This is a genomic window from Thermotoga sp. Mc24 (assembly GCF_000784835.1).
Taxonomy (GTDB): Bacteria; Thermotogota; Thermotogae; order Thermotogales; family Thermotogaceae; genus Thermotoga.
The window spans coordinates 1-22,365 of record NZ_JSFH01000006.1 but is presented as its reverse complement, the minus strand read 5'-3'; the positions used below and the strand labels follow the sequence as shown (position 1 = coordinate 22,365).

At 46.6% G+C, this 22,365-nt stretch carries 22 protein-coding genes and 1 CRISPR repeat array; of the genes, 12 read left to right on the top strand and 10 right to left on the bottom strand.

Annotation, left to right across the window (positions count from 1 at the left end; all coding sequences use genetic code 11):
- The first annotated feature begins 3 nt into the window (after window positions 1-3).
- Window positions 4-768 carry a metallophosphoesterase family protein gene (locus MC24_RS02190; RefSeq protein WP_038052145.1) on the top strand — a complete coding sequence of 255 codons (765 nt, stop codon included), beginning with the start codon at window positions 4-6 and terminating at the stop codon, window positions 766-768.
- Here the strand turns inward: MC24_RS02190 and MC24_RS02185 are convergent.
- On the bottom strand, window positions 752-1,501 hold the full coding sequence (locus MC24_RS02185; protein WP_038052143.1) for a radical SAM protein: 750 nt from the start codon (window positions 1,499-1,501) through the stop codon (window positions 752-754). The genes MC24_RS02190 and MC24_RS02185 overlap by 17 nt on opposite strands.
- Before the next feature lie 74 nt (window positions 1,502-1,575).
- Between MC24_RS02185 and MC24_RS02180 the strand changes: the two genes are divergently transcribed.
- Window positions 1,576-3,102 (top strand): bifunctional UDP-sugar hydrolase/5'-nucleotidase, encoded by a 1,527-nt coding sequence (locus MC24_RS02180; protein ID WP_038052137.1) that lies wholly within the window; start codon window positions 1,576-1,578, stop codon window positions 3,100-3,102.
- Between the two features lie 635 nt (window positions 3,103-3,737).
- Window positions 3,738-5,493: a CRISPR direct-repeat array (repeat unit 30 nt; unit sequence GTTTCAATACTTCCTTAGAGGTATGGAAAC).
- Between the two features lie 55 nt (window positions 5,494-5,548).
- Here MC24_RS02180 and MC24_RS02175 read toward each other — a convergent pair.
- Genes MC24_RS02175 through MC24_RS02165 form a run of 3 tightly spaced genes read right to left on the bottom strand, consistent with a single transcriptional unit; the run spans window position 5,549 to window position 9,855 of the window.
- Window positions 5,549-7,501: an IGHMBP2 family helicase gene (locus MC24_RS02175; RefSeq protein ID WP_038052135.1), complete on the bottom strand. Its 1,953-nt coding sequence runs from the start codon at window positions 7,499-7,501 to the stop codon at window positions 5,549-5,551.
- Window positions 7,501-8,535: an L-Ala-D/L-Glu epimerase gene (locus MC24_RS02170; RefSeq protein ID WP_038052133.1), complete on the bottom strand. Its 1,035-nt coding sequence runs from the start codon at window positions 8,533-8,535 to the stop codon at window positions 7,501-7,503. The genes MC24_RS02175 and MC24_RS02170 overlap by 1 nt, the downstream gene beginning before the upstream one ends.
- A 3-nt stretch (window positions 8,536-8,538) precedes the next feature.
- On the bottom strand, window positions 8,539-9,855 hold the full coding sequence (locus tag MC24_RS02165) for a transglutaminase-like domain-containing protein (protein WP_038052132.1): 1,317 nt from the start codon (window positions 9,853-9,855) through the stop codon (window positions 8,539-8,541).
- 33 nt (window positions 9,856-9,888) lie between these two features.
- Here MC24_RS02165 and MC24_RS02160 point away from each other — a divergent pair, with 33 nt between their 5' ends.
- Window positions 9,889-10,563, top strand: a complete 675-nt coding sequence (locus MC24_RS02160; protein WP_038052130.1) for a cyclase family protein — start codon at window positions 9,889-9,891, stop codon at window positions 10,561-10,563.
- 35 nt (window positions 10,564-10,598) lie between these two features.
- Here MC24_RS02160 and MC24_RS02155 read toward each other — a convergent pair whose 3' ends face one another.
- From MC24_RS02155 to MC24_RS02140, 4 genes are read right to left on the bottom strand one after another with little or no spacing between them, the layout of a single operon-like run.
- Complete coding sequence (locus tag MC24_RS02155; protein ID WP_008194237.1) at window positions 10,599-11,027, bottom strand: ferritin-like domain-containing protein; 429 nt, start codon at window positions 11,025-11,027, stop codon at window positions 10,599-10,601.
- Entirely contained in the window at window positions 11,024-12,847 is a 1,824-nt protein-coding gene (gene nuoF, locus MC24_RS02150) for an NADH-quinone oxidoreductase subunit NuoF (protein WP_008194235.1), read from the bottom strand. Before nuoF ends, MC24_RS02155 begins: the two co-directional genes overlap by 4 nt.
- 18 nt (window positions 12,848-12,865) lie before the next feature.
- On the bottom strand, window positions 12,866-13,246 hold the full coding sequence (locus MC24_RS02145; RefSeq protein WP_004082448.1) for a (2Fe-2S) ferredoxin domain-containing protein: 381 nt from the start codon (window positions 13,244-13,246) through the stop codon (window positions 12,866-12,868).
- Between the two features lie 2 nt (window positions 13,247-13,248).
- Window positions 13,249-13,737: an NADH-quinone oxidoreductase subunit NuoE family protein gene (locus MC24_RS02140; RefSeq protein ID WP_004082449.1), complete on the bottom strand. Its 489-nt coding sequence runs from the start codon at window positions 13,735-13,737 to the stop codon at window positions 13,249-13,251.
- Window positions 13,738-13,940: 203 nt separating this feature from the next.
- Between MC24_RS02140 and MC24_RS02135 the strand changes: the two genes are divergently transcribed.
- The 9 genes from MC24_RS02135 to MC24_RS02095 all read left to right on the top strand — a co-directional run bounded on the left by MC24_RS02135 (window position 13,941) and on the right by MC24_RS02095 (window position 20,196).
- Window positions 13,941-14,702, top strand: a complete 762-nt coding sequence (locus tag MC24_RS02135) for an MBL fold metallo-hydrolase (RefSeq protein WP_038052128.1) — start codon at window positions 13,941-13,943, stop codon at window positions 14,700-14,702.
- A 9-nt stretch (window positions 14,703-14,711) separates the two neighbouring features.
- Window positions 14,712-15,548: a methyl-accepting chemotaxis protein gene (locus MC24_RS02130; RefSeq protein WP_038052126.1), complete on the top strand. Its 837-nt coding sequence runs from the start codon at window positions 14,712-14,714 to the stop codon at window positions 15,546-15,548.
- 90 nt (window positions 15,549-15,638) lie between these two features.
- Entirely contained in the window at window positions 15,639-16,217 is a 579-nt protein-coding gene (gene porC, locus MC24_RS02125) for a pyruvate synthase subunit PorC (RefSeq protein ID WP_004082456.1), read from the top strand.
- A 12-nt stretch (window positions 16,218-16,229) separates the two neighbouring features.
- Entirely contained in the window at window positions 16,230-16,529 is a 300-nt protein-coding gene (gene porD / locus MC24_RS02120) for a pyruvate synthase subunit PorD (RefSeq protein ID WP_004082458.1), read from the top strand.
- Between the two features lie 2 nt (window positions 16,530-16,531).
- On the top strand, window positions 16,532-17,710 hold the full coding sequence (gene porA / locus MC24_RS02115; protein ID WP_004082460.1) for a pyruvate synthase subunit PorA: 1,179 nt from the start codon (window positions 16,532-16,534) through the stop codon (window positions 17,708-17,710).
- Between the two features lie 14 nt (window positions 17,711-17,724).
- Entirely contained in the window at window positions 17,725-18,699 is a 975-nt protein-coding gene (locus tag MC24_RS02110) for a thiamine pyrophosphate-dependent enzyme (protein ID WP_004082462.1), read from the top strand.
- A gap of 41 nt (window positions 18,700-18,740) precedes the next feature.
- A complete protein-coding gene (locus MC24_RS02105; protein ID WP_038052124.1) occupies window positions 18,741-19,511 on the top strand; it encodes a glucose 1-dehydrogenase in 771 nt (256 codons plus the stop codon).
- The gene (crcB, locus tag MC24_RS02100; RefSeq protein WP_004082466.1) at window positions 19,508-19,891 is read left to right on the top strand and encodes a fluoride efflux transporter CrcB; all 384 of its coding nucleotides are present in this window, start codon (window positions 19,508-19,510) and stop codon (window positions 19,889-19,891) included. The genes MC24_RS02105 and crcB overlap by 4 nt, the downstream gene beginning before the upstream one ends.
- A complete protein-coding gene (locus tag MC24_RS02095) occupies window positions 19,888-20,196 on the top strand; it encodes a DUF190 domain-containing protein (RefSeq protein ID WP_004082468.1) in 309 nt (102 codons plus the stop codon). The genes crcB and MC24_RS02095 overlap by 4 nt, the downstream gene beginning before the upstream one ends.
- On the opposite strand, the gene mutL is transcribed toward MC24_RS02095, so the two are convergent.
- The gene (mutL, locus tag MC24_RS02090; RefSeq protein WP_193325877.1) at window positions 20,193-21,725 is read right to left on the bottom strand and encodes a DNA mismatch repair endonuclease MutL; all 1,533 of its coding nucleotides are present in this window, start codon (window positions 21,723-21,725) and stop codon (window positions 20,193-20,195) included. The genes MC24_RS02095 and mutL overlap by 4 nt on opposite strands.
- 96 nt (window positions 21,726-21,821) lie before the next feature.
- Window positions 21,822-22,365 (bottom strand): methyl-accepting chemotaxis protein (locus MC24_RS02085; protein WP_038052122.1); only part of this gene is annotated, 544 nt, incomplete at its 5' end.

Below are 22,365 nucleotides of genomic sequence, written 5' to 3'. Positions count from 1 at the left end.
AAAATGAGGCTTGCCTTCTTTGGAGATGTTCATGGAAATCTCGAAGCGTTGAAGGCCGTTCTGGAGGACATAGAGAACAAAGGTGTCGATGAAGTATTCTGCCTTGGAGATCTGGTTGGCTACGGACCCGATCCTGAGGCTGTTGTGCAGACAATAATGGAACGAAACATCAAAACGATTATGGGAAATTACGACGATGCCGTTGGCTATTCCAGAGAGAGCTGCGGTTGTTCTTACGCACCCGGAAGGGAGACAGAAGTCGGGGACATCTCTCTCAAGTGGTCGATCGAAAACACCTCTGAGAAAACCAGAGAATTTTTGAGAAGTCTTCCAAAAAAGTTGAGTTTCGAAGTCGAAGGTGTCAAATTCTTGCTCGTTCATGGAAGTCCTCTGAACGAACTCCTCGAGTACGTAAAACCAAACACTCCTCCAGACAGGCTGAAAAGGATCGTAGAATCGGTTGAAGAGGACGTTGTTGTGAACGGACACACTCACCTTCCTATGGTGAAATGGGTTATGGGAAAGCTCGTTCTGAACCCAGGAAGCACCGGAAGACCGAAAGATGGTGATCCGAGGGCCTCTTACATGATCGTCGATGTTGAAAACGGCACGATCAGCTTTGAAATATTGCGTGTCGAATACGATGTGAAAACAACCGTGGAAAAGATCGTAAGAAACGGCCTTCCGGTTGAACTCGCGACCGTTCTGGCGCTCGGACAAACGTTTGACATGGGACCGGGAAAGGTCACTTTCACCCTCGGTCAATGAAGGCACAGCATCCTTTGAACTCGCCTGTCCCACCAACGGGTTTTGTGATGACATCCACAAGATCTTTCAACTCGCTTTGAAGCTTCTTTCTGTATTCCCCCCTCGGCTGCATACAGCCGAGGATCACTCTTTTGAACAGATTTCTTGCCTTTTCAAAAATCCTCACGACCTCCTGAAAATCGAGTGGATGAGACTTTCCAAACCTTGTTCCGGGAGTTGGGATGAACACGTTCAAAACAACGGTGTCTGTTTCCTGAGAGAGGATCTCAAGTGCTCTTTCTTCGTGGGTGATCTTTCCACCCATTATTCCAACTGTGATGTGAAACACCACGTTCTCATAAAAGTGAGCGATATCTAAAATTTCCTGTGGAGTCAATGTGAGTCCGTATATGCTTTTCAAAACGGTTTCATCACCGAAGAAATCCATAGAAACGACGTCAGCCAGCTCCTTTGCAACCTTGGACTTTTGAAACCCCACGTGAAAGTTGTAAAGAAGACCGTGGGCTTCTTTCAGCTCTTTCAAACGTTCGTAATGTTTCTCAAACGGAATGGAACCATCTGGAAGCATTCCGCCGCTTATCAGAAAGCTTCTGTAGCCTTTATTCACAAAGGCTGGAATTTCATCCACGGAGATCATATGGCTCAAATAGTGTGCTCCACAGTGGGGACAGTTGAGTGAACAAAACGTACCTGTTACACTCACGGGAATCGTGTGAGATGGATCCACCGTCACGAGTGAAACCTCCTTAACAGAATCTCACAATATGTTAGCACATTAGAGTTAAAATCTTCGAAGGGGGTGATATTATGAGAAAGTTCCTGGTGATCCTTCTGGCTCTACTGATAACCGTTTTGCTTCTTGGTGTGAGACTCACCATCCTTCACGTCAACGACACGCACGGTCACGCCTGGGCATTCGATGAGTATCGTAATCCCGGAATTGGAGGCCTTGCAGCCATCGCCACGATCGTAGAAGAGGTGAGAAGGGAAGTCGAGAGTCAGGGTGGGCATGTGATCTTTCTCCACGCAGGAGATTTGAACACAGGTGTTCCAGAGTCCGACCTTCAGGATGCTATACCCGACATTGTTGGATTCAACATGATAGGACTCAAAGCCATGGCCGTTGGAAATCACGAGTTCGACAATCCAAGGGAAGTTCTCGAAAAACAGATGAAATTCGCAGATTTTCCGTTCCTTTCAGCGAACATAGTGAAAGAAGATGGTAACCCGTTCTTCAAACCCTACATCATCGAAAATCTCGGTGAATTGAAAGTCGCCATCATCGGTTTCACCACAGAAGAAACGGAGATTCTGGAACCTCTCTACCTCGAAGGTCTGAAGTTTGAAAACGCCCTGAAAGTGGCCCGAGAAATAGCACCCGAACTGAAAAAACAGGCAGATATTGTTATCGCTCTTGCACACCTCGACTGGGGAGAGCCGAAGAAAGAAGGAATCACCACGACACACCAGTTGGCAGGAGTTGAAGGAATAGACGTTGTTATAGCTGGACACAGCCACGTTCTTGGGTCCGACGTCGTGGAAGGAAAGATAATAGCCTCGGCTGGAGATTATGGAAAGTACGTTGGAAGACTCGATCTGGACATCGAAGACGGAAAGATCGTGGCATGGCACTGGGAAGCGATACCCGTCAATTTGAAGGTGTACGAAAACGAAAAGTACAGATACCTTGGAAAACCATACCTCGAGAACAGATACGTTGCAAAGGCTCTCGAATATTTCAAGAAAGTGGGAGATGAAAAACTCGATACCGTCATAGGAGAGACAAAGATCTACCTCGATGGTGAAAGAGAACACGTCAGATCGAAAAGTACGAATCTTGCCAACCTCATAGCGGACGCCATGAGGTGGAAAGTGGGAGCGGATATCGCCTTCACAAACGGTGGAGGCATAAGAGCCTCTATAAAACCTGGAAAGATCACTGTGAGAGATATATTGACAGTTCTCCCGTTCGGAAACACCCTCTACGTGCTGGAGCTCACCGGGGAACAGATCATGAAAGTGCTCGAGTACGCTGCTACCATTTCAGAAGGCAAAGGTGCGTTCCTCCAGGTTTCCGGCCTCACATGGAAGAGCAAAGACGGAAAAGTTGTGGAAGTCCTCGTGAACGGAGAACCGTTCGATCCAGAAAGAAAATACAAAGTGGTCACGAACAACTACATGGCAGGTGGTGGAGACGGCTACGTCATGCTCAAAGAGTGGGAGGGATACGACACAGGATATCTTATGTCAGATGCCGTTATTGAGTACATACAGAATGTTCTGAACGGGAAAATAGAAGAGTACGACGATTCGCAGAGGTACGTGAGGGAGTAACTGGATTAGTCCAAGGAGTTCAGACTGAGGCGGAGCAATTCCGCCTCTTTGTTTTTGATATTAAAAAATTAGTGTGAAAATTATTTATATTTACTAAATAACTTTTATGCATACAAACCAAGATAGTTCCAATCATTCACAAAGTGGGTGGTGTGTGTATTTAGCATCAGAAGGTCGATACAGAGTATGCAATTACCGGTAACGAAAAATTTCATGCGGGTTTGTGGTACCGGAAGCTATGCGTTAAAAAGGGAATAATGAATGATAAGACGAAACAATATGAAGAGAATTTGTTATGAATGATGATGTGTAAGTAGCAGAAATTCATACATCTTGCAGTTAACTTCTAACTCTTTGAGGGAAAACTTTTTTCATCTATTTGTGAAATATGGAACTAATCGATTTTTGCCCAAAACACCCCAAAATGCCCTGACGTAGGTTGATATAATTAATCTTTTGTTTTTGCCTTGAATTCTCTCTCTGTTTGACTATGCAATTATTCCATTTTTCCAAACAGTTCTTGAAAACACCCCCTTGTGTGTTAGAATCGTTTATGGAAAATGAGTATATGGAAGTTCAAAAAACATCTTGCTTTCAGTTTGTGTTTGTGGTATAATTTATTCTGAACTCAATGGGTTTCAATACTTCCTTAGAGGTATGGAAACAACGACTGTAGATTGTCACTCGTTGTCTGCGAAAGAGTTTCAATACTTCCTTAGAGGTATGGAAACAGCATACGCTACTCTTATCGCTTCTTCATCCGTTTGTTTCAATACTTCCTTAGAGGTATGGAAACACGCACGAGTCCTTCGATTGCGTTCGTGACCGCTTCGTTTCAATACTTCCTTAGAGGTATGGAAACCAAAATTGACAGAGGAACAGCACAAGCTCTTAGACAGTTTCAATACTTCCTTAGAGGTATGGAAACATTCCTCAAGCACTATCTCTCTGAACTTCTTCTCGTTTCAATACTTCCTTAGAGGTATGGAAACTTGTGAAGGAGAAAACAGCCACAGCAAAACTGTTGGTTTCAATACTTCCTTAGAGGTATGGAAACACCGAACGAAGCGAGAGAAATGGTCGGATACGAGCCGTTTCAATACTTCCTTAGAGGTATGGAAACGCAGGATTTTTAGCAGTTTCATACGCTCCGTTAGATGTTTCAATACTTCCTTAGAGGTATGGAAACTAATTTCCTGTTTCGGCATGAAAACTGTCAAAACCGTTTCAATACTTCCTTAGAGGTATGGAAACAAGATGATCGAGCACCTGCAGTTTGGATGTAGGGGTGGTGCATGTTTCAATACTTCCTTAGAGGTATGGAAACGCGATCTTGATATCGTCGTCGATGGGATACCCTTCTCCCGTTTCAATACTTCCTTAGAGGTATGGAAACGACGAAGATTTCGAATGGTGGTATGTCCAGTACAGGAGTTTCAATACTTCCTTAGAGGTATGGAAACGCGCCCGCAAGAGCACAGACTATTACGCAGACAATTTTGTTTCAATACTTCCTTAGAGGTATGGAAACCTCCCGCAACCACTGTTTTCAAGCGAGAGCGCTCAGGTTTCAATACTTCCTTAGAGGTATGGAAACAGCCCTCGTCTGTTAGCTTTAGAAAAGCATATTGCAGTTTCAATACTTCCTTAGAGGTATGGAAACGAAACCCCGACCCAGACAATATACGAGAGGAATATCAGTTTCAATACTTCCTTAGAGGTATGGAAACCCATAAAGCGAGTTCATGATTATCTTCGTGAATAAGGTTTCAATACTTCCTTAGAGGTATGGAAACTCCTCTCACCTTCTTTTTCTTCTTGATCTTCTCCTTTTGTTTCAATACTTCCTTAGAGGTATGGAAACTCTGACAGAGCCCAAAGGACATAAATCGACTTCCGAGTTTCAATACTTCCTTAGAGGTATGGAAACAAAATAACCATATAGTGCGCCTGCTTCAACGCAACGTGTTTCAATACTTCCTTAGAGGTATGGAAACCCGAAAAAGTTCAGTGTATCCTGAAAATATACCTTGGTTTCAATACTTCCTTAGAGGTATGGAAACTTCACATCTATACCTTGCTTTCATTGTTCTGTTTGAGTTTCAATACTTCCTTAGAGGTATGGAAACTGGTGAACGTCGACAGAAGGAAGTTGCCTGTCCTTGTTTCAATACTTCCTTAGAGGTATGGAAACTATCTCACGGGCCGACGAGGAGTGGGGAAAACCACAGTTTCAATACTTCCTTAGAGGTATGGAAACTTAACATAGAAAACTCCTTTGTCAGTATATACAATGTTTCAATACTTCCTTAGAGGTATGGAAACCACCGAACGAAGCAAGAGCGATGGTAGGCTACGAGCGTTTCAATACTTCCTTAGAGGTATGGAAACATAAATGGAAAAATCCCCACGTGAGTGGGGAATGTTTTTTGTTATATGCTTCAGGTCAAAAGATCACATAGGTTCCTTTCTTTTTCACAAATTCCACGAATTTTCTGTAAGTTGGATGAACAGAAAGTGTGCTCGAATCTCCCGTCGCTATCAGCTTTCTTTTTGCTCGTGTGAGCGAAACGTTTAACCTTCTCAAATCTTCGAGGAACCCTATTTCACCGTTTTTGTTCGAGCGAACAAACGAAATGATGACGACCTCTTTTTCCCTTCCTTGGAAACCGTCTACACTGTGTACTTCCACCTCTTCTTCGATCAGCTCTCTTATGAGATTCACCTGATCATCGTAGGGAGTGATAATCCCGATCCAATCCTCTTTCACTCCCATGGAAAGAAGTTTTTCCACAATCTCTTTCACGATTTGTGCTTCCAGCGGATTTTCCCTCGAGGGAGAGTCTTTCCTTTGCTTTTCGAATCTGTCGGGTCTGTTTTTCGTGTCTATGAAGACCAGAACGTTTTTTGGAGAGAGAACGACATCCCAAAACTTTCCAAAGTTCGGTATCTCTACTCCAAGGTCAAAGAGTGTTATGTTTTTGACTTCCTCGGCTGCCTTCAGTTTTCCATCGTAAAATTCTTCACTCGGGAATTCCATCAAGAGTTCGTTCATTCTGTACTGGGTATCGAGAAGAGAAGACTTCTCGGGGTATCGATTTATGAGTTCTTCAAACAGTGTTCTCGAAAGGTCCTTCGCGTCTTCTGAGAGTATCGTGGGAGGAAGCTGTTTGTGATCCCCAGCGAGGACGAACTTTTTGCCTTTCGATATGGGGATGAGAATGCTTGGAATGGTTGCCTGAGAAGCTTCGTCAACAACTACCACATCGAAAACAATTCCCGATACTATTTCCAGAGCTGCGGACGAATTGGTAGAAAGCACAACCTGTGCTTCCCGTACTATCCTGTTCGCTATTATTTCCTCTTTGCGTTCTATGAGTTCTCTAATATCTTGAATCTGATTATTCAACTTTATCCACTCTGCCATCTCTTTTATCTTTTCCTTAGAAACTCCCCTGGCACTCCAGTTTTTCTCCGCGTACTCCAGGATCTTCTTGTCGCTGAGCCCCCTTCTCCACTGCGGTGAAGGTTTTGTGAAACTGTCCCTTTTTTCGATCAACTTTGTGAGTTCTTCCTTCATCTTTTTTACTTTCTCGTACTCATCGTCCGTTTCGATCTGATGTGCGAGTGTGGACTCCTTCAGATGAGAAGACACGCGCGAAGGATGGCCAATTCTTACCAGAGACACCTCTCCCCAGAGCCTCTCCACGAGGTTATCCACAGCAAGATTGCTCTCCGTTGTGACCAGAATCTTCTTTCCACGTGCCGCTTCCTGTCTTATGTACTCCACGAGTGTTCTGGTCTTCCCCGTCCCGAAGGGGCCGTGTATGAGAAAGAAATCGGAACTTCCAAGAGCGAGAGAAACCGCTTCTCTCTGACTTTCGTTCAAACCCTCATCGAAAGAAGTGAACTCCTCTTCAAACGATTCTTCAGGCTTTTTTCTTCCAAGGAGAAACTCAAGGGCTCTTTTCCCTTCTGGAGAAAGCGTCATCAAGTTCTCTATCTGTCTCCTAAACGTGATGTCACTTGCAAAGAGATCTATCCTCACATTTTTGAGCTTCCACGATGGAAGTCTATCAACTGCTACCGTGATGAAACGTTCTCCCTTTTCCACCACTGTTCCTGTGTAATCACTTTTGAGAGGATTTCCTTTGCTCATGAGAACAAGATCACCCACAGCAATCTCCGTGTCTATCTTCTTTCTTCTTCCAAATCTCACAAGGAAGTATCCAAGTTCTTCTCCTATGAACTTTCCTGTGAGGCCCAGAACGGCACGACCCTTTTTCTCTCTTTCCTCTCCCGAGAGTCGCTTCATCTCGTCGAGCATTGCGTTTATTTCCGCGTTTCTTTCGAGTTCTACAAGTTTCACGAGTTTCTTTATGAACTGCTGAACCGTCATTACTCTTTCACCCTCATTCTCGGACCATCCTGGATGAATTTTCCTCTGAAGATTTCTTCCTTCAGCATTAGGTGACTATCGAGGTCATGAAACTCAAAAGCCCCTGTTCCGAGTGCAAAGTGAACACTCTGGTTTATCCCGAGGGAGGATTCTCCCATGCATCCGATCATGAGCTTCAAACCAGCCGATTCTGCTATTTTCACTATGGCAAGAGCGTCGGAAATTCCAGACTTCATGAGTTTTATGTTCACGTAATCAACCGCCTCTTCCTTCACGAGCCTCATCAAATCGAACTTCGTTCTCACGGATTCGTCCGCCGCAACGGGAAACGGTGAGTGGAACCTCACGAACTTCAAGCCTTCAATGTCTTCCCTCCTCACAGGCTGTTCGTACACAGCGATGTCTATTCCCTTCTGATATACTGCCCGCACGAATTCCACCGCTTCTTTCGGTGTGTAGCCCATGTTCGCGTCAACTATGTACTTTGCTCCTCGAGTGACCCTTGCTATCTCTTCCATAGCTTCGATGTCTTCCTTCAGGTTCTCTCCAACCTTGATCTTGATCACTCTGAAACCCTCTTCGAATATTTTCTTTGCCTCACTCACACGGTTTTCGATGGTGTCTATTCCAACTGTTTTGTCCGTCTCTATCTCATCTCTTTTTCCTCCGAGGAGATAACAGACCTGTGTTCCAAGCTCCTGAGAGAGAGCGTCCAGCGTAGCAAACTGAACGGCTGCTTTCAAACTCGGAAATCCGAAGAGCTTGTCCGTGACTTCAAAGATTCTGGCATAGTTTCGCACATCGATGCCTGCGATCATCTCTTTCACAACGTTCTCTATCACAAGGAGCGCTTCCACCCTTTCACCGTTCACTCTAAAAGAAGGGGACGCCTCTCCGTACCCCCTAACGCCGCTTTCCAGAACGATCTCAACCTCGACATTTCTGCTCTCGGAAGATATGCTCCCAGTTATGTGAAACGGCTTTTCGTATTCGTATCTCTTGAGAGAAAGCTTCACGTCCACGATCTTCGACATTTTTCACACCTCCTCGAAACCAATCACTTCTATACTACTTTCGAACGGTAGACGTTTCTCTTCGCTCTCCGCTTCTCCAACTTGGTTGTCTGTGGGGTCGTTTCTCACAAAACGAGTTTTCGGATCGAAATCTTTCATGAAACCATCGTTTGCCACCATTCTGAAGCCATCCAGGTTTCCAAAGTAGAACTTCCTGAAAGGTTCGTTGTCCCTTCTTGCACCACCAAAGGAAAGATCCGCAGGAAGCCACCCGTAGGGTTCCACGTAAAAAAGTGCCCAGTCGTGGGGAGAACCGAAGACCGGGTTTATGTACCATCCAGATTGCCACCTTGCGGGAACACCAGCGATCCTGCACATAGTGATGAAAAGAAGCGCCTGAAAACCGCAATCACCTTTCAAATTGTTCACCACAAAATCTGTTATGTTTTCGTACAGGGCGTACGGTTTCACGTAGGAGTACCTCACGTTAAATGTGATCCAGTCGTATATTCTTTTCGCTTTGAGGTATGGGTTTATCTCGTCGCCTACCACTGTTTGTGTTAACCACCTGAGTTTCGGAGTGAAAACGATGTGTGGAGGTTCTTCTTTTAAGAACTCTTCAAGCCCTGTGTTCTTCTCTGAAACCCTTTCAGGATCAACGTGGTTCACCCACTCCCTAATAGTGTACTCGAATTCCACGAAAAAGGTGCTGTCTTCGCTTTCGAAATAGATGGTTCTTTGCGGAGCATCGTTCGGTGAAATGTAGTAACTTTCGTGGCTTGTTTTTAGAAGTTTCACACCTTCGATCTGAAGCCCTTCCTTGGGAAATGGAAGCCATACCCGGTGCCTGGAAGACGTTTCCTTCAGTTTCAAAGTTATTCTCGCTCTTACTCTGTACTTTTTCGGATTCTCACCCTTTGTGAGACGTTCCAGTCGTTCGTGAAGAATTTTCTTTGCTTTCTCGCTTTTTTCATCTTTCCTGAGTCTTTCTCTGTACTCCGGCCTGGCGAAGGCAAGGTTATGGAAGAAACGCCTTTCGAATCTCTTCTCACCTTCCACGACGATGTAGTCGAGCGCTCCTTCGTTCATGAGGTACTGAAACTCTTCCTCCGAGAAACCTCCAAACATCTCCATCATCTTCTTCAACGCTTCTTTTTCGGTGAAGGGATAATCCTCGAGAAGTCTTTCGATTCTTTCTTTTTCGTAGATGAGTCTTTCACGCTGAAGTGAAGGGAGGTCTTTTTTCAGAAAGTCGTCGATCAATTTCAAGGCGACTGAAAAGTTCCCCAGCGTTTCTTCTCTGACAACCTCCTCTGGTAAACTGTAAAAGAGAAACTCCATATTGATACCTCCCCCAGAAAGGAAGTGACAGACATGTTCATAGAATTATCTTACCCTATAGAAGAGAGAATGTTGACCTACCCAGACAACCCGCCGGACTATTTTGAGCCGACAAGCAGAATAGAGCGGGGAGATGCCGCCAACACGACGATGATTCATCATTTCTCGCACACAGGCACACACGTGGACGCCCCTTACCATTTTTGTGAAGAGGGCTGGACATTGGATCAGATACCTCTTGAATACTTCATTTTTGAAAAACCCCTGCTCGTGGACAGGGAGAAGAAACCAATGGAACTCTTCACCATCGAAGATATCGAAGAACTGGATCTGAATGGTGTGGATCTTCTCATGTTCAGATCGGGTTTTGCGAAGTTGAGAAGAACAGATCCTGCAACCTACAGGTACATGTTCCCCGGCATTTCAAAAGAGTTGGCTCGTTTTCTGAGGGAATCTGTCCCCTCTCTCAAAGCGGTCATGCTCGATTTTCTCAGTGCCGATCCCATCGTGTTGGGTGAAAAAGAAAACTACCCCGCGCACAGATGGCTTTTGTCGAAGAAATTCAGCAGCAAAAGACCCATCATCATATTCGAAGATGTGAATTTAGAACTTGTCGCTGGAAAGAAGATAAAACGTGTGATCGCTCTTCCTTTGAGATTCAAGGGGCTGGACGGTGGACCCGTCAGCGTTCTGGCAGAGGTGGAATGATTTGAACAAAAACCCCGCCGTCCGGCGGGGTATCTTCACACTTCCAGTCTCAGAAGGTCCCTCAGATGCTTTTTCTCCTCATCGATGATCGCCTGAACGGGTTCTTTCTCCGGTACGTAGCTCAATATTTCGCTGTAAAAGACTATGGAATCTTTTTCCACTTCGATGGCCCTTCTCACGGCTTCTCTCAGATCATCAGGGGGAATTTCTTCGAGTTTGGGAAAGATAGAGATCTCTGCGAGAGCTTCGAGATAGCCGAGCACCTCATCGGATGGGTTAAGATCCTGCTCGTATTTTTCTAGGATCTCCTTGAACTTTCTGGAGTGGTCCCTCTCTTGTTCCGCCAGCCGTTCAAAGAGTGCCTTCGTTTCCCCCTCCGTTTTCTCCGCGAGATTCTTGTAATAAGAGTAACCGGTTGATTCGATCCTCAAAGCTATATTCAGAAGATCCCTTGGGCCTATCATTCTACCGCCTCCTCCACCGGCAGGGCTGGAGTAACCTTACTTATAGCTCCAAACCTACAGACTTCGATACAGCTACCACACCTGACACACTCCGCCTGATCTATCACGTGAGGCTGCCTCACCTGACCGCTTATACACTGAACAGGACAGACTCTCGCACACGCGGTACATCCAACACATTTTTCAGGATCAATCACATAGCTGATCAACGCTTTACACTTCTTGGATGGACACTTCTTCTCTCTGACATGCGCCAGATACTCGTCTCTGAAGTATCTGAGTGTGGAAAGAACAGGATTCGGTGCGGTTTGACCAAGTCCACAGAGGGAAGTGTCCTTTACCACATGCGCCAGCTTTTCGAGCTCTTCTATGTCCTCCTCTGTTCCCTCGCCGGAAGTGATCTTCTCCAGGATTTCGAGCATCTTCTTCGTTCCTTCTCTACAGGGCGTACATTTTCCACAGGATTCTTCCACGGTGAACTCGAGGAAGAACCTTGCGACGTCAACCATACAGTCGTCTTCGTCCATCACTATCATTCCACCAGAACCCATGATTGCACCGAGTTTCTGGAGGGATTCGAAATCAACAGGAGTGTTCACATACTCAGCGGGGATACATCCTCCACTCGGTCCCCCAGTCTGGATGGCTTTCAGCTTTTTGTCTCCGGCTATTCCTCCTCCAATCTCGTATATGAGCTCTCTGAGTGTGATTCCCATGGGAACTTCCACAAGACCTGTGTTCTTCACTTTACCAGCGAGAGCGAACACTTTCGTCCCCGGAGAGTTCTCCGTCCCGTATTTTCTGAACTCTTTCGCACCGTTTCTGATGATCCAGGGTACGTTCGCAAGTGTTTCAACGTTGTTGATCACTGTGGGGTATCCCCAGAGTCCCTTCTCAACGGGATAGGGAGGCTTCACCCTCGGCTGGCCTCTCTCACCCTCTATGGAGGCCATCAACGCGGTTTCCTCACCACAAACGAACGCACCCGCACCGATTCTGATCTCTATATCGAAGGAAAAATCCGTTCCCATTATGTTTTCTCCAAGAAAACCGTACTCTCTTGCCTGATTCAGTGCGATGTTGAGCCTTTCGATGGCGAGAGGATACTCCGCCCTGACATAAACGAACCCCTTCTGAGCACCTATCGCGTAGGCGGCTATTGCCATTCCCTCTATGACGGCGTGTGGATCTCCTTCAAGAACCGATCTGTCCATGAAAGCACCCGGATCTCCTTCGTCCGCGTTACAGACAACGAATTTCTTCTCGGCCTTTTGCTTTGCCGCGAGTTCCCACTTGAGCCCTGTTGGAAAACCCGCTCCTCCTCTTCCTCTGAGTCCGCTGTCCTTTATCTCCCTTATCACGTCTTCCGGTTTCATCTGAAGAGCCTTTGCAAGGGCAAAGTATCCGTCTCTTGCGATGTACTCCTCTATCTTCGTGGGATCTATGACACCGAGATTCCTTGTGACGATCCTGACCTGTTTCTTGAAGAAAGGCACTTCCTCATGGACCCTTGGAACAGGTTTTCCTTCGGGAGCTTTGTAAAGGTACTTCTCCACGATCCTTCCCTTCAAAATGTGTTCTTCAACGATCTCTCTTGCCGCATCTGGCGTGAGCTTCTGGTAAAACACACCTTCCGGGTAGATCACGGCGATCGGCCCCAGAGTACACGCTCCCATACAACCGGTCTCTATCACCCTGACAACTTCATCGAGGCCGTACTTTCTCAATTCTTCTTCGAAGGCATCTTTGACACTCTTTTCGCCGGCGGAAATACACGCTCCACCTGCACAGATAAGGATCGTGTTCGTTGTGAGCGGCACTTTCCTTCACCTCCAGAGTCAGGCTTCTCCTCTTTTGACCACCAGATCTTCGACGACCCTTCCTTCGAGTATGTGCATCTTCACGATTCTCTTTGCGTTTTCCGGAGTGACCCTTCCGTATATGACTGGCTCCTGACCTTCGAGCCTCACTTCAACGGTGGGTTCCACCTCGCAGAGTCCCATGCAACCCGACTGAACAACCGCTATATCGTTTATGTTGTATTCATTGAGGGCTTCAACGATCGCCTTCAGAGTCTCTTTGGCACCCGCCGCTATTCCACACGTACCCATCGCAACAGTTATCTTCCCTCTTTTACCTGTTTCGCCCCTCAGCTGGAGATCCTTCAGAGCCTGTTCCTTTATCTTCATGAGCTCCTCCAGACTCTTCACCTTGGCCATCCTCATCCCTCCCGCTTGTACTTACTGATGATCTGAGGCACCATATCGGGAGTTACTCTGCCGTAAAAATCGTCTTCATCCACCATGACAACCGGTGCCATGCTGCACGCTCCAAGACATCTCACACCATGAACGGAGAACATACCATCACTGGTGGGTTCATCCGGATTCACCTTGAGTTCTTCGAGGAATCTTTCGAAGATTCTGTCCGCACCCTTCACGTAACACGCGGTACCGAGACAAACCTTGATCTGATGTTTTCCCTTTGGCTTTGTAGAGAAGAAGTTGTAGAAGGTGACCACTCCATAAACCTTCGAGAGAGGAACGTCGAGTTTGTCTGAGATGTACTCGAGAACATCCGCGGGAAGATATCCGAAGAGTTCCTGTGCCTTGTGAAGCACCTGTATGAGTGCATCCTTCTTTCCCTCGTACCCATTTTCTTCTATGAAATTCTCCAGCTCTTTGAAGAGTTCTTCTTTCGACTTGACCAAAACCGCCACCTCCTGATCGGAATTTATCGGGATTTTTTTCACAATTTTTATCTGATATTTTTTTCACATTCACCATAGTCGATTATAACACCTCTCACTGTCATATGATGAAAAGAAAAGAAACAGTCACAAAGTGTTGCATGTAGTGATAGAATCAAATGGGGATTAATTCTTGAAATCGTTTGAAATCAGGAGGGAGCAACATGTTTGAAAACGAAATCCTCTTCGACAACGGTCAGCACAAATTCCTGTTTCTGGGATGGGAAGAGAAAGAAGAAGAGATCGTTCAGACGAACCAGTATCTGATCCTCGATGGAAACGAAGGGATTCTCCTGGACCCGGGCGGAGCCCACGTCTTTCCCAGGGTGATGTCCAACGTAGCGGAAGTGGTTGATCTTTCCAGCATAAAACACATATTCTACACGCATCAGGATCCAGATGTCACATCCGGGATTTTGCTTTGGCTTTCGATATGTGAGAACGCGAAGATATACATATCCTCTCTCTGGGTGAGGTTTCTCCCACACTTTGGAATCTACGATCAGAAAAGGATCGTTCCGATCCCTGACAAAGGAACAAAGATAAAATTCCTGAGTGGTAACGAGCTCGAGATACTCCCGGCGCATTTCCTTCATTCTACAGGGAATTTCGTTCTCTACGATCCGGTGGCAAAGATCCTCTTCTCAGGAGATATAGGCGCCGCGGTGTTCGAAAAGGGAAAGAGGTACAGGTACGTCGATGATTTCGAAAGACATCTTCCGCTCATGGAGGCCTTCCACAAAAGGTACATGTCTTCCAATGCGGCCTGCAAGAAATGGGTGGATATGGTTTCAAATAAGAAGATAGATATGATCGCACCTCAGCACGGCGCTGTGTTCAGAGGAGAGTCTGTGAAGAAATTCCTCGAGTGGTTCAGAAATCTCAAATGCGGTGTTGATCTGATAGACGATCTCTATTCTTTGTGAGGTGATTCTATGAGAGAAAGAGAAATTGTGGACAAACTCACTTCTGCGTTCTTTGCAGAGAACACGATCATATCCTTCACAAGCCAGCTGGACGAAGCACTGACCAGAAAGCTGAGAAAAATGCAGCGCAGAATAGAGGAAGTTAAAGAAAGGTTTGTGAATCTCAACAGACTGTTTCAGAAACTGGTGGGAGATTTTCAAGCGAAAAGTGATCAGCTCGTCTCTGTCATCCAAGACATGGAGAAGATCAGCGAAAACATCATGGAGGAGTTGAAAAAATCCGGAACAAATGTAGATCAGATCATCGAAAGGGTGAAAGAAGCTTCATCCCAGATAGGAGAGACCCTTGAAAACATAAGATCGATCGAAAAGTTGATTCAGAACATTATGAGAATCGCCAGGGAAACCAACATCCTCGCCTTGAACGCCACCATAGAGGCTGCGAGGGCCGGAGAAGCGGGAAAAGGCTTCATGATCGTAGCAAACGAGGTTCAGAATCTATCAAACGAAACAAATGAAGTGACAAAGCAGATCGTCGAGAAGGCCAGAGAAATCCTCGAATCTTCACAAAGATCCCTTGAAAACCTCGAGTTCATGGCGAATCTGTTTGAAACAGTTGGAAAAACCCTCCAGAATATGGTTCGTTTCATGGAAAACAACGTAAAGCTCCTTCAGGAGGTCAGAAACTCCCTCGATACCTCGAAGGAGTCACTCTCAGAAAAGAGTGCGGAAATCGACAGTGCAACGAAGGTTCTGGAAGAGACTGCAGGAGGATTCACGACCATAAACAGAGTTATCAACTCAGTGATCACCGCTCAGAGAAAACTGAAGGATCTAAAGATTTAATTTATTGTTTAAGTATACCATTATGAAATGCATTATGTATCTGATACAATAACGTGGGTTAAATCCATGTTGTCGAGGAGGTGCAATCGGATGCCCGTTGCGAAGAAATACTTTGAAATACGATGGCACGGTAGAGCCGGGCAAGGTGCGAAGAGTGCTTCCCAGATGCTGGCAGAAGCCGCTCTGGAAGCCGGGAAATACGTTCAGGCTTTTCCAGAATACGGTGCAGAAAGAACAGGTGCTCCCATGAGGGCCTTCAACAGGATTGGTGACGAGTACATCAGAGTGAGATCTGCAGTGGAAAACCCGGACGTCGTTGTGGTGATCGATGAAACACTACTTTCTCCCGCCATTGTAGAAGGCCTTTCAGAAGATGGTATCCTCCTTGTGAACACCGTTAAGGATTTCGAATTCGTCAGAAAAAAGACAGGATTCAACGGAAAGATATGCGTGGTGGATGCTACAGACATCGCTCTCCAGGAGATAAAGAGAGGAATACCGAACACACCGATGCTTGGAGCGCTGGTCAGAGTGACAGGTATTGTGCCTCTCGAGGCGATAGAGAAGAGAATCGAGAAGATGTTCGGAAAGAAATTCCCTCAGGAAGTGATTGATGCGAACAAGAGAGCTTTGAGACGTGGATATGAGGAAGTAAAGTGCTCAGAGTGAGGAGGTGTGAGAATGTCTCTTAAAAGCTGGAAGGAAATTCCCATTGGAGGAGTCATCGACAAACCGGGAACAGCAAGAGAATACAAAACAGGTGCCTGGCGTGTGATGAGACCTATTCTTCACAAAGAGAAATGTATAGACTGTATGTTCTGCTGGCTCTACTGTCCAGATCAAGCGATCATCCAAGAAGGCGGAATAATGAAAGGTTTCAACTACGACTACTGTAAAGGATGCGGACTCTGTGCGAACGTATGTCCAAAGCAGGCCATAGAGATGAGACCTGAGACTGAGTTTCTGAGCGAGGAGGGATGAGGATGGAAAGGGTCGTCGAGAGAGTGGCCGTCACCGGCGCTGAGGCCGTTGCCAATGCGATGAGACAGATAGAGCCCGATGTCGTTGCGGCGTACCCGATCACTCCACAGACACCTATTGTGGAGTACTTCGCCAGGTTCGTCGCGGACGGCGTTGTCAGGACAGAAATGATTCCCGTCGAAAGTGAACACAGTGCGATGAGCGCTGTCGTTGGAGCCGCTGCCGCGGGAGCAAGAGCGATGACAGCAACCAGTGCAAATGGACTCGCACTGATGCACGAAATAGTTTACATCGCTGCCTCCTACAGACTTCCCATTGTGATGCCCGTTGTGAACAGAGCGCTCAGTGGTCCTATAAACATTCACTGTGACCACAGCGACGCGATGGCAGAAAGGGATTCTGGATGGATTCAGCTCTTTGCGGAAACTAATCAGGAGGCTTACGATTTCACCATTCTCGCTGTGAGACTGGCAGAACACGAAGATGTGAGACTTCCCGTCATGGTGAACCTCGATGGGTTCATCCTTTCTCACGGAGTGGAACCCGTTGAGTTCTATCCCGATGAACTCGTGAAGAAGTTCGTTGGAGAGCTCAAACCCATGTATCCTCTTCTGGATACTGAACACCCTGTAACCTGGGGTCCTCTCGATCTTTACGATTACTACTTCGAACACAAAAGACAGCAGATTGAAGCCATGGAAAACGTAAAGAAGGTGTTCCCGGAAATCGCAAAAGAATTCGAAGAAACGTTTGGAAGGAAATACTGGTTTGTCGAACCGTACAGAATGGAAGATGCAGAGCACGTGATGGTAGCACTGGGCTCCACAAACAGCACGATAAAGTACGTGGTTGATGAACTGAGAGAAGAAGGCTACAAAGTTGGATCTTTGAAAATCTGGATGTTCAGACCGTTCCCGAAGGAGCAGCTTCAGGAACTCCTCAACGGAAGAAAGAGTGTAGTTGTGCTCGACAGAGCTGTTTCCTTCGGAGCGGAAGCACCTCTCTACGAAGCAGTGAAATCTGCGCTCTACGAAGTAGCAGCGAGGCCGATGCTTGGATCCTATGTCTACGGTCTCGGTGGAAGGGACATCAAACCAGAGCACATCAGAAAAGCGTTCGAAGATGCCATAAACGGAAACCTCATAGCAGATGAACAGAGATATCTTGGTCTCAGAGAGTGAAGGAGGTGTGAGGAATGCCCGTTAACATAAAACAGCTGGCACAGGAGTTCGATAAGAAAGAAATCGGTATCACACAGGGTCACAGGCTCTGTCCAGGTTGTGGAGCACCCATCACAGTGAAGTTCGTGATGATGATCGCAAGACACCTCGGATACGAACCCGTTGTTGGACTCGCAACAGGTTGTCTGGAGGTTTCTACCTCCATCTATCCGTACACCGCTTGGAGCGTACCTTACATTCACAACGCCTTTGAAAACGTGGCAGCAACGATGAGCGGTGTGGAAACGGCTTACAAAGCACTGAAAAACAAAGGAAAGATCCCAGAAGACAAAAAATACGCCTTCATTGCTTTTGGTGGAGACGGTGGAACGTACGATATCGGTCTTCAGTCACTGTCCGGGATGCTCGAAAGAGGTCACAAGGTGCTCTACGTCCTCTACGACAACGAGGGATACATGAACACAGGAAACCAGAGATCCGGATCCACACCCCCGGGTTCGGATACCACGACAGCTCCAGTTGGAAAGAAGCTCCCTGGAAAGGTCCAGCTGAAAAAGAACATCGTCGAGATCGTAGCGGCTCACGAGAACGTCTACGCAGCTACCGCATCGCTCTCTGAACCCATGGACTTCTTTGCCAAGGTGGAAAAGGCGCTGAACTTCGATGGACCTTCTTTCCTTGCGGTCTTCTCTCCTTGCGTCAGGTTCTGGAGAGTGAACGACGATAAAACAGTAGAAATATCAAAACTCGCCGTAGAAACGAAGTACTGGCCTTTGTACGAAGTGGAAAGAGGAGTTTACAGAGTCACCAGAAAACCGAGACAGTTCAAACCTGTGGAGGAATTCCTGAAGGCTCAGGGAAGGTTCAGAAAACTTCTTTCAAGACCGGATGCAAAAGAAATCGTAGACGAACTCCAGGAATACGTCGACAGAAGATGGGAAAGACTACTCACACTGGAAGAGGTTACAAAGGACAAACCGATTAGATAAAACGGGCGGGGGTTACCCCGCCTTTTCTGTGGGGTGTTAGCATGCTCGAAGGCAAGGTGGCAGTCGTTACAGGTGGAGGTCAGGGAATCGGAGCCGCGATCGCTCAGCTTTTTGCGGAAAACGGCATGAAGGTAGTCATAGCAGAGATAGACGAAGAAGCGGGCGTTGAAAGAGAAGAGATGTTGAGAGAAAGAGGGCTGGATGTCACATTCGTAAAAACGGACGTTGCAGATGAAAACTCCGTGAAGAACATGGTGAGAAAAACCGTCGAAATATACGGCGGGGTAGACGTTCTGGTGAACAACGCAGCCGTCATGTCCGTGAAGAGCATCTTCGAAAGACCTCTCGAAGAATGGGAGAGAGTGATCAGGGTGAACCTCACGGGGCCTTACATCTGTTCTCGATACTGCGCGGAAGAAATGATAAAACGCGGTGGCGGAGTGATCATAAACATAGCAAGCACAAGGGCATTTCAGTCAGAACCAGACACGGAACCCTACTCAGCTTCAAAAGGAGGCCTTGTGGCACTCACGCACTCCTTGGCCGTGAGTCTTTCCAGATATCACATAAGAGTGGTGAGCATAAGCCCCGGCTGGATAGAAACATCGGAATGGAAGAAGAAGTCCCTGAGAAAAAAACCCGATCTGAGACCCATCGATCACGAACAGCACCCGGCTGGAAGAGTTGGAAATCCCTTAGATATTGCCCATCTCTGCGTCTTTCTCGTGGACGACGAAAAAGCAGGTTTCATAACAGGCACGAACTTCATCGTCGATGGTGGTATGACGGTGAAGATGATATACGAGGAATGATCGAGCTGGATTACCTGACAATTGCATTCGGAGGAGCGATTGGAGCCGTTCTCAGATACCTTGTTTCCCGTACGATCAATTCACTCCTGCCGTTCTCTTACATACCACTTGGCACGATCATCGTGAACTCTGTGGGTTCTTTTTTTCTTTCGTTTTTGATGTTCGCCGCTATCGAGAAAGTTCCTCTCTCTAAGGAAGCCATCCTTTTCTTCGGAACGGGGCTCCTGGGAGCCTTCACCACTTTTTCCACATTTACTTACGAAACGCTCTCGCTCATCGAAGAGAGTCCCGCAAGGGGAGTCGCTTATGCTCTTGCCAATCTTCTCTTTGCTTTTACATGCGCCTACTTTGGAATGATTCTGGGGAGGGGGAAGGTATGAAGCTTCTCAAGATCTACCTCGGAGAAAAAGACAAGCACAGCGGAAAGCCTCTTTTCGAGTATCTTGTGAAGCGCGCTTACGAACTCGGTATGAAAGGAGTCACTGTCTACAGAGGTATCATGGGTTTCGGTCACAAGAGACACATGCACAGAAGTGATTTTTTCAGTCTTTCACCGGATCTTCCTATCGTTCTTGAGATCGTCGATGAAGAAGAGAGAATAAACCTTTTTTTGAAGGAAATCGACAACATAGACTTCGATGGCCTGGTTTTCACCGCTGACGTCAACGTGGTGAAAATGGGTTAACGCTCGAAAAATCGGTCCATGTCCTCATAGCTGATCTTGAAAGAAATCGGCCTTCCGTGAGGACATCTTTCAAACCGCTTCTTGAAAAAGACATCCAGCAGTTTCGATGCGATCTCTTCGTCGAATTCTCCGGATTTAGTGGCAAGTTTACAAGCGGCAAGGGCTATTCTTTCCTTCAGTTTTTCATCAACTGGGAAGTCCCTGAAAAATTCCTCCACAACGTCTTCGGTGAGGAACTCAGGGATTTCAATGACTTTCAAAGCTCCTTCTTCTCCTTGAAAGGAGAATCCGTATTCTTCCAGTTTTTGTTTTTCTTCCCTTGATAGCACAACTGTTATGTTCCTTTTCACCCGTCTTTTCCTCCAGCTTTTTTTCGAAAGGATTTCTTCGTAAATCGTTCGTTCGTGGAGAGCATGAAGATCCACAAAGAGCAAACCATCTTCCACTTCAACGACAGCGTACTTACCCTTGACCAAAAACCATCTGTAGGAAGGTGATTCCGCTACGCTCAGCGCATGGGAGGATATTTCTTCGTACGCAACCGACCTGTACCATTTCCGTGCCAGATTTCTTTTGAGGGTTTCTTCCAAACTCTTTTTCACCTTTTCTTCGTTGAGAAATTTCACCACGATTTTCGAAGGGTGTATGTTCACGTCGAGTTCTTCCGGATTTACCTCTATGAAAAGAACCGCGACGGGATAGCTTCTCTTTGGAAGATCGTAAACTTTCATGAGTACTTCGTGGAGTTCTTCGGAAACCACAAAACGACCGTTCACGTAGAAATACTCTCCCGTTCTGCTGGATCTTGTCACCTCGCGGGATGAAACTATTCCCTTTATCCTCAGGCCGGATAATTCCTCTTCGAACGTGATGTAACCTTTTCTCAGATCTTCAAGGATCAGGATAGCTCTTTCAAAGATGTTCTGTGTTCTTGGAAAGGAATGGACTATCTTTCCATCTGAGGTGAATACAAAATCAACGTCGTTTCGTACAAGGACGAATCTTTCAAACATCTCACGACACATTCTCAACTCGATGGCAGAGGACTTCAGAGATTTTCTCCGGACGGGTAGGTTGAAGAAGAGATCTCTCACCTCAACGGTGGTGCCGGTATCCCTGTGGGTTTCCGAGATTTCTTCCACTTTCCCCCCAGCAATCATCAACTGTGTTGCGAGTGCGTCTTTTTCCGTTTTTGTCACGATCTTGGTTCTGCTGACCTGCACAATCGAAGCAAGCGCTTCACCTCTGAAACCGTAAGTTCTGATCCTGTGCAGATCTTCCTCGCTCTCTATCTTGCTCGTCGTGTAAGGTTCTATTGCCAGAAGTGCCTCTTCTCTGGTCATCCCGATTCCATTGTCGGATACTCTTACCATGTTCTTTCCACCGTTTTCTATCTCAACAACTATCCTGTCGGCCTGCGCGTCCAGACTGTTTTCTACAAGCTCTTTCAGAACGAAAGATGGATTGTGAATCACCTCACCCGCGGCGATTTTTCTGACGAGGCTCTCGGGAAGTCTTTTTATTCTCAAAACAGAACACCTCTCCACTCGATCTCCCTGAAAATTTTAACATCCAGAAAAAAAGGCGGGATAACCCCGCCTGATTTTTTCTATTGATTTCCCTTCTCACACTTTGAACTTCTGAACGAGCGTTGAGAGCTGTTCAGAAAGCTCAGACAGTCTTTCAGCGGCCTGAGAGACCTTTGCGGCAGATTCGGTCTGATCTTCTATGAGAGACTCCATTCTGTTTAGACTTTCCACAACTCCTTCGACTATCTTTGTGACGTTGTCCATAGCGCTTGCCATTTCTTCTGCAGCCGCTCCCTGCTCCTGCGCAGTGGCAGCTGTGTTCTCTATCATGCTGTTGATCTCTTCTATCCTTCCAAGGATCTCCCTGAATCTCTTCGTCACTTCTTCTCCCATCACCGCTATCTCGTCCACTCCTTCGAACATCTCTTTCGAGCCGTTCTCTACGTGTTCTATCGTCGTCCTCAAGCTGCTCAGCATCTTCGCTATGTCTTCTGTCGCCTTCTGGCTCTCTTCTGCAAGTTTCCTTATCTCGTCTGCCACAACCGCAAAGCCCCTTCCAGCTTCCCCTGCCCTCGCCGCTTCTATTGCTGCGTTCAAGGCAAGTAAAGGTCGCTTTCCTTCCTTCTGCAAGAAGTTCATC

Excerpts from the sequence above, each read along its gene's own strand:
- MC24_RS02190 (WP_038052145.1), top strand. The coding sequence starts at position 4 with ATGAGGCTTGCCTTCTTTGGAGATGTTCATGGAAATCTCGAAGCGTTG.
- MC24_RS02180 (WP_038052137.1), top strand. The coding sequence starts at position 1,576 with ATGAGAAAGTTCCTGGTGATCCTTCTGGCTCTACTGATAACCGTTTTG.
- MC24_RS02175 (WP_038052135.1), bottom strand. The coding sequence starts at position 7,501 with ATGACGGTTCAGCAGTTCATAAAGAAACTCGTGAAACTTGTAGAACTC.
- MC24_RS02170 (WP_038052133.1), bottom strand. The coding sequence starts at position 8,535 with ATGTCGAAGATCGTGGACGTGAAGCTTTCTCTCAAGAGATACGAATAC.
- MC24_RS02165 (WP_038052132.1), bottom strand. The coding sequence starts at position 9,855 with ATGGAGTTTCTCTTTTACAGTTTACCAGAGGAGGTTGTCAGAGAAGAA.
- MC24_RS02160 (WP_038052130.1), top strand. The coding sequence starts at position 9,889 with ATGTTCATAGAATTATCTTACCCTATAGAAGAGAGAATGTTGACCTAC.
- MC24_RS02155 (WP_008194237.1), bottom strand. The coding sequence starts at position 11,027 with ATGATAGGCCCAAGGGATCTTCTGAATATAGCTTTGAGGATCGAATCA.
- MC24_RS02145 (WP_004082448.1), bottom strand. The coding sequence starts at position 13,246 with ATGGCCAAGGTGAAGAGTCTGGAGGAGCTCATGAAGATAAAGGAACAG.
- MC24_RS02135 (WP_038052128.1), top strand. The coding sequence starts at position 13,941 with ATGTTTGAAAACGAAATCCTCTTCGACAACGGTCAGCACAAATTCCTG.
- MC24_RS02130 (WP_038052126.1), top strand. The coding sequence starts at position 14,712 with ATGAGAGAAAGAGAAATTGTGGACAAACTCACTTCTGCGTTCTTTGCA.
- porC (WP_004082456.1), top strand. The coding sequence starts at position 15,639 with ATGCCCGTTGCGAAGAAATACTTTGAAATACGATGGCACGGTAGAGCC.
- porD (WP_004082458.1), top strand. The coding sequence starts at position 16,230 with ATGTCTCTTAAAAGCTGGAAGGAAATTCCCATTGGAGGAGTCATCGAC.
- porA (WP_004082460.1), top strand. The coding sequence starts at position 16,532 with ATGGAAAGGGTCGTCGAGAGAGTGGCCGTCACCGGCGCTGAGGCCGTT.
- MC24_RS02110 (WP_004082462.1), top strand. The coding sequence starts at position 17,725 with ATGCCCGTTAACATAAAACAGCTGGCACAGGAGTTCGATAAGAAAGAA.
- MC24_RS02105 (WP_038052124.1), top strand. The coding sequence starts at position 18,741 with ATGCTCGAAGGCAAGGTGGCAGTCGTTACAGGTGGAGGTCAGGGAATC.
- crcB (WP_004082466.1), top strand. The coding sequence starts at position 19,508 with ATGATCGAGCTGGATTACCTGACAATTGCATTCGGAGGAGCGATTGGA.
- MC24_RS02095 (WP_004082468.1), top strand. The coding sequence starts at position 19,888 with ATGAAGCTTCTCAAGATCTACCTCGGAGAAAAAGACAAGCACAGCGGA.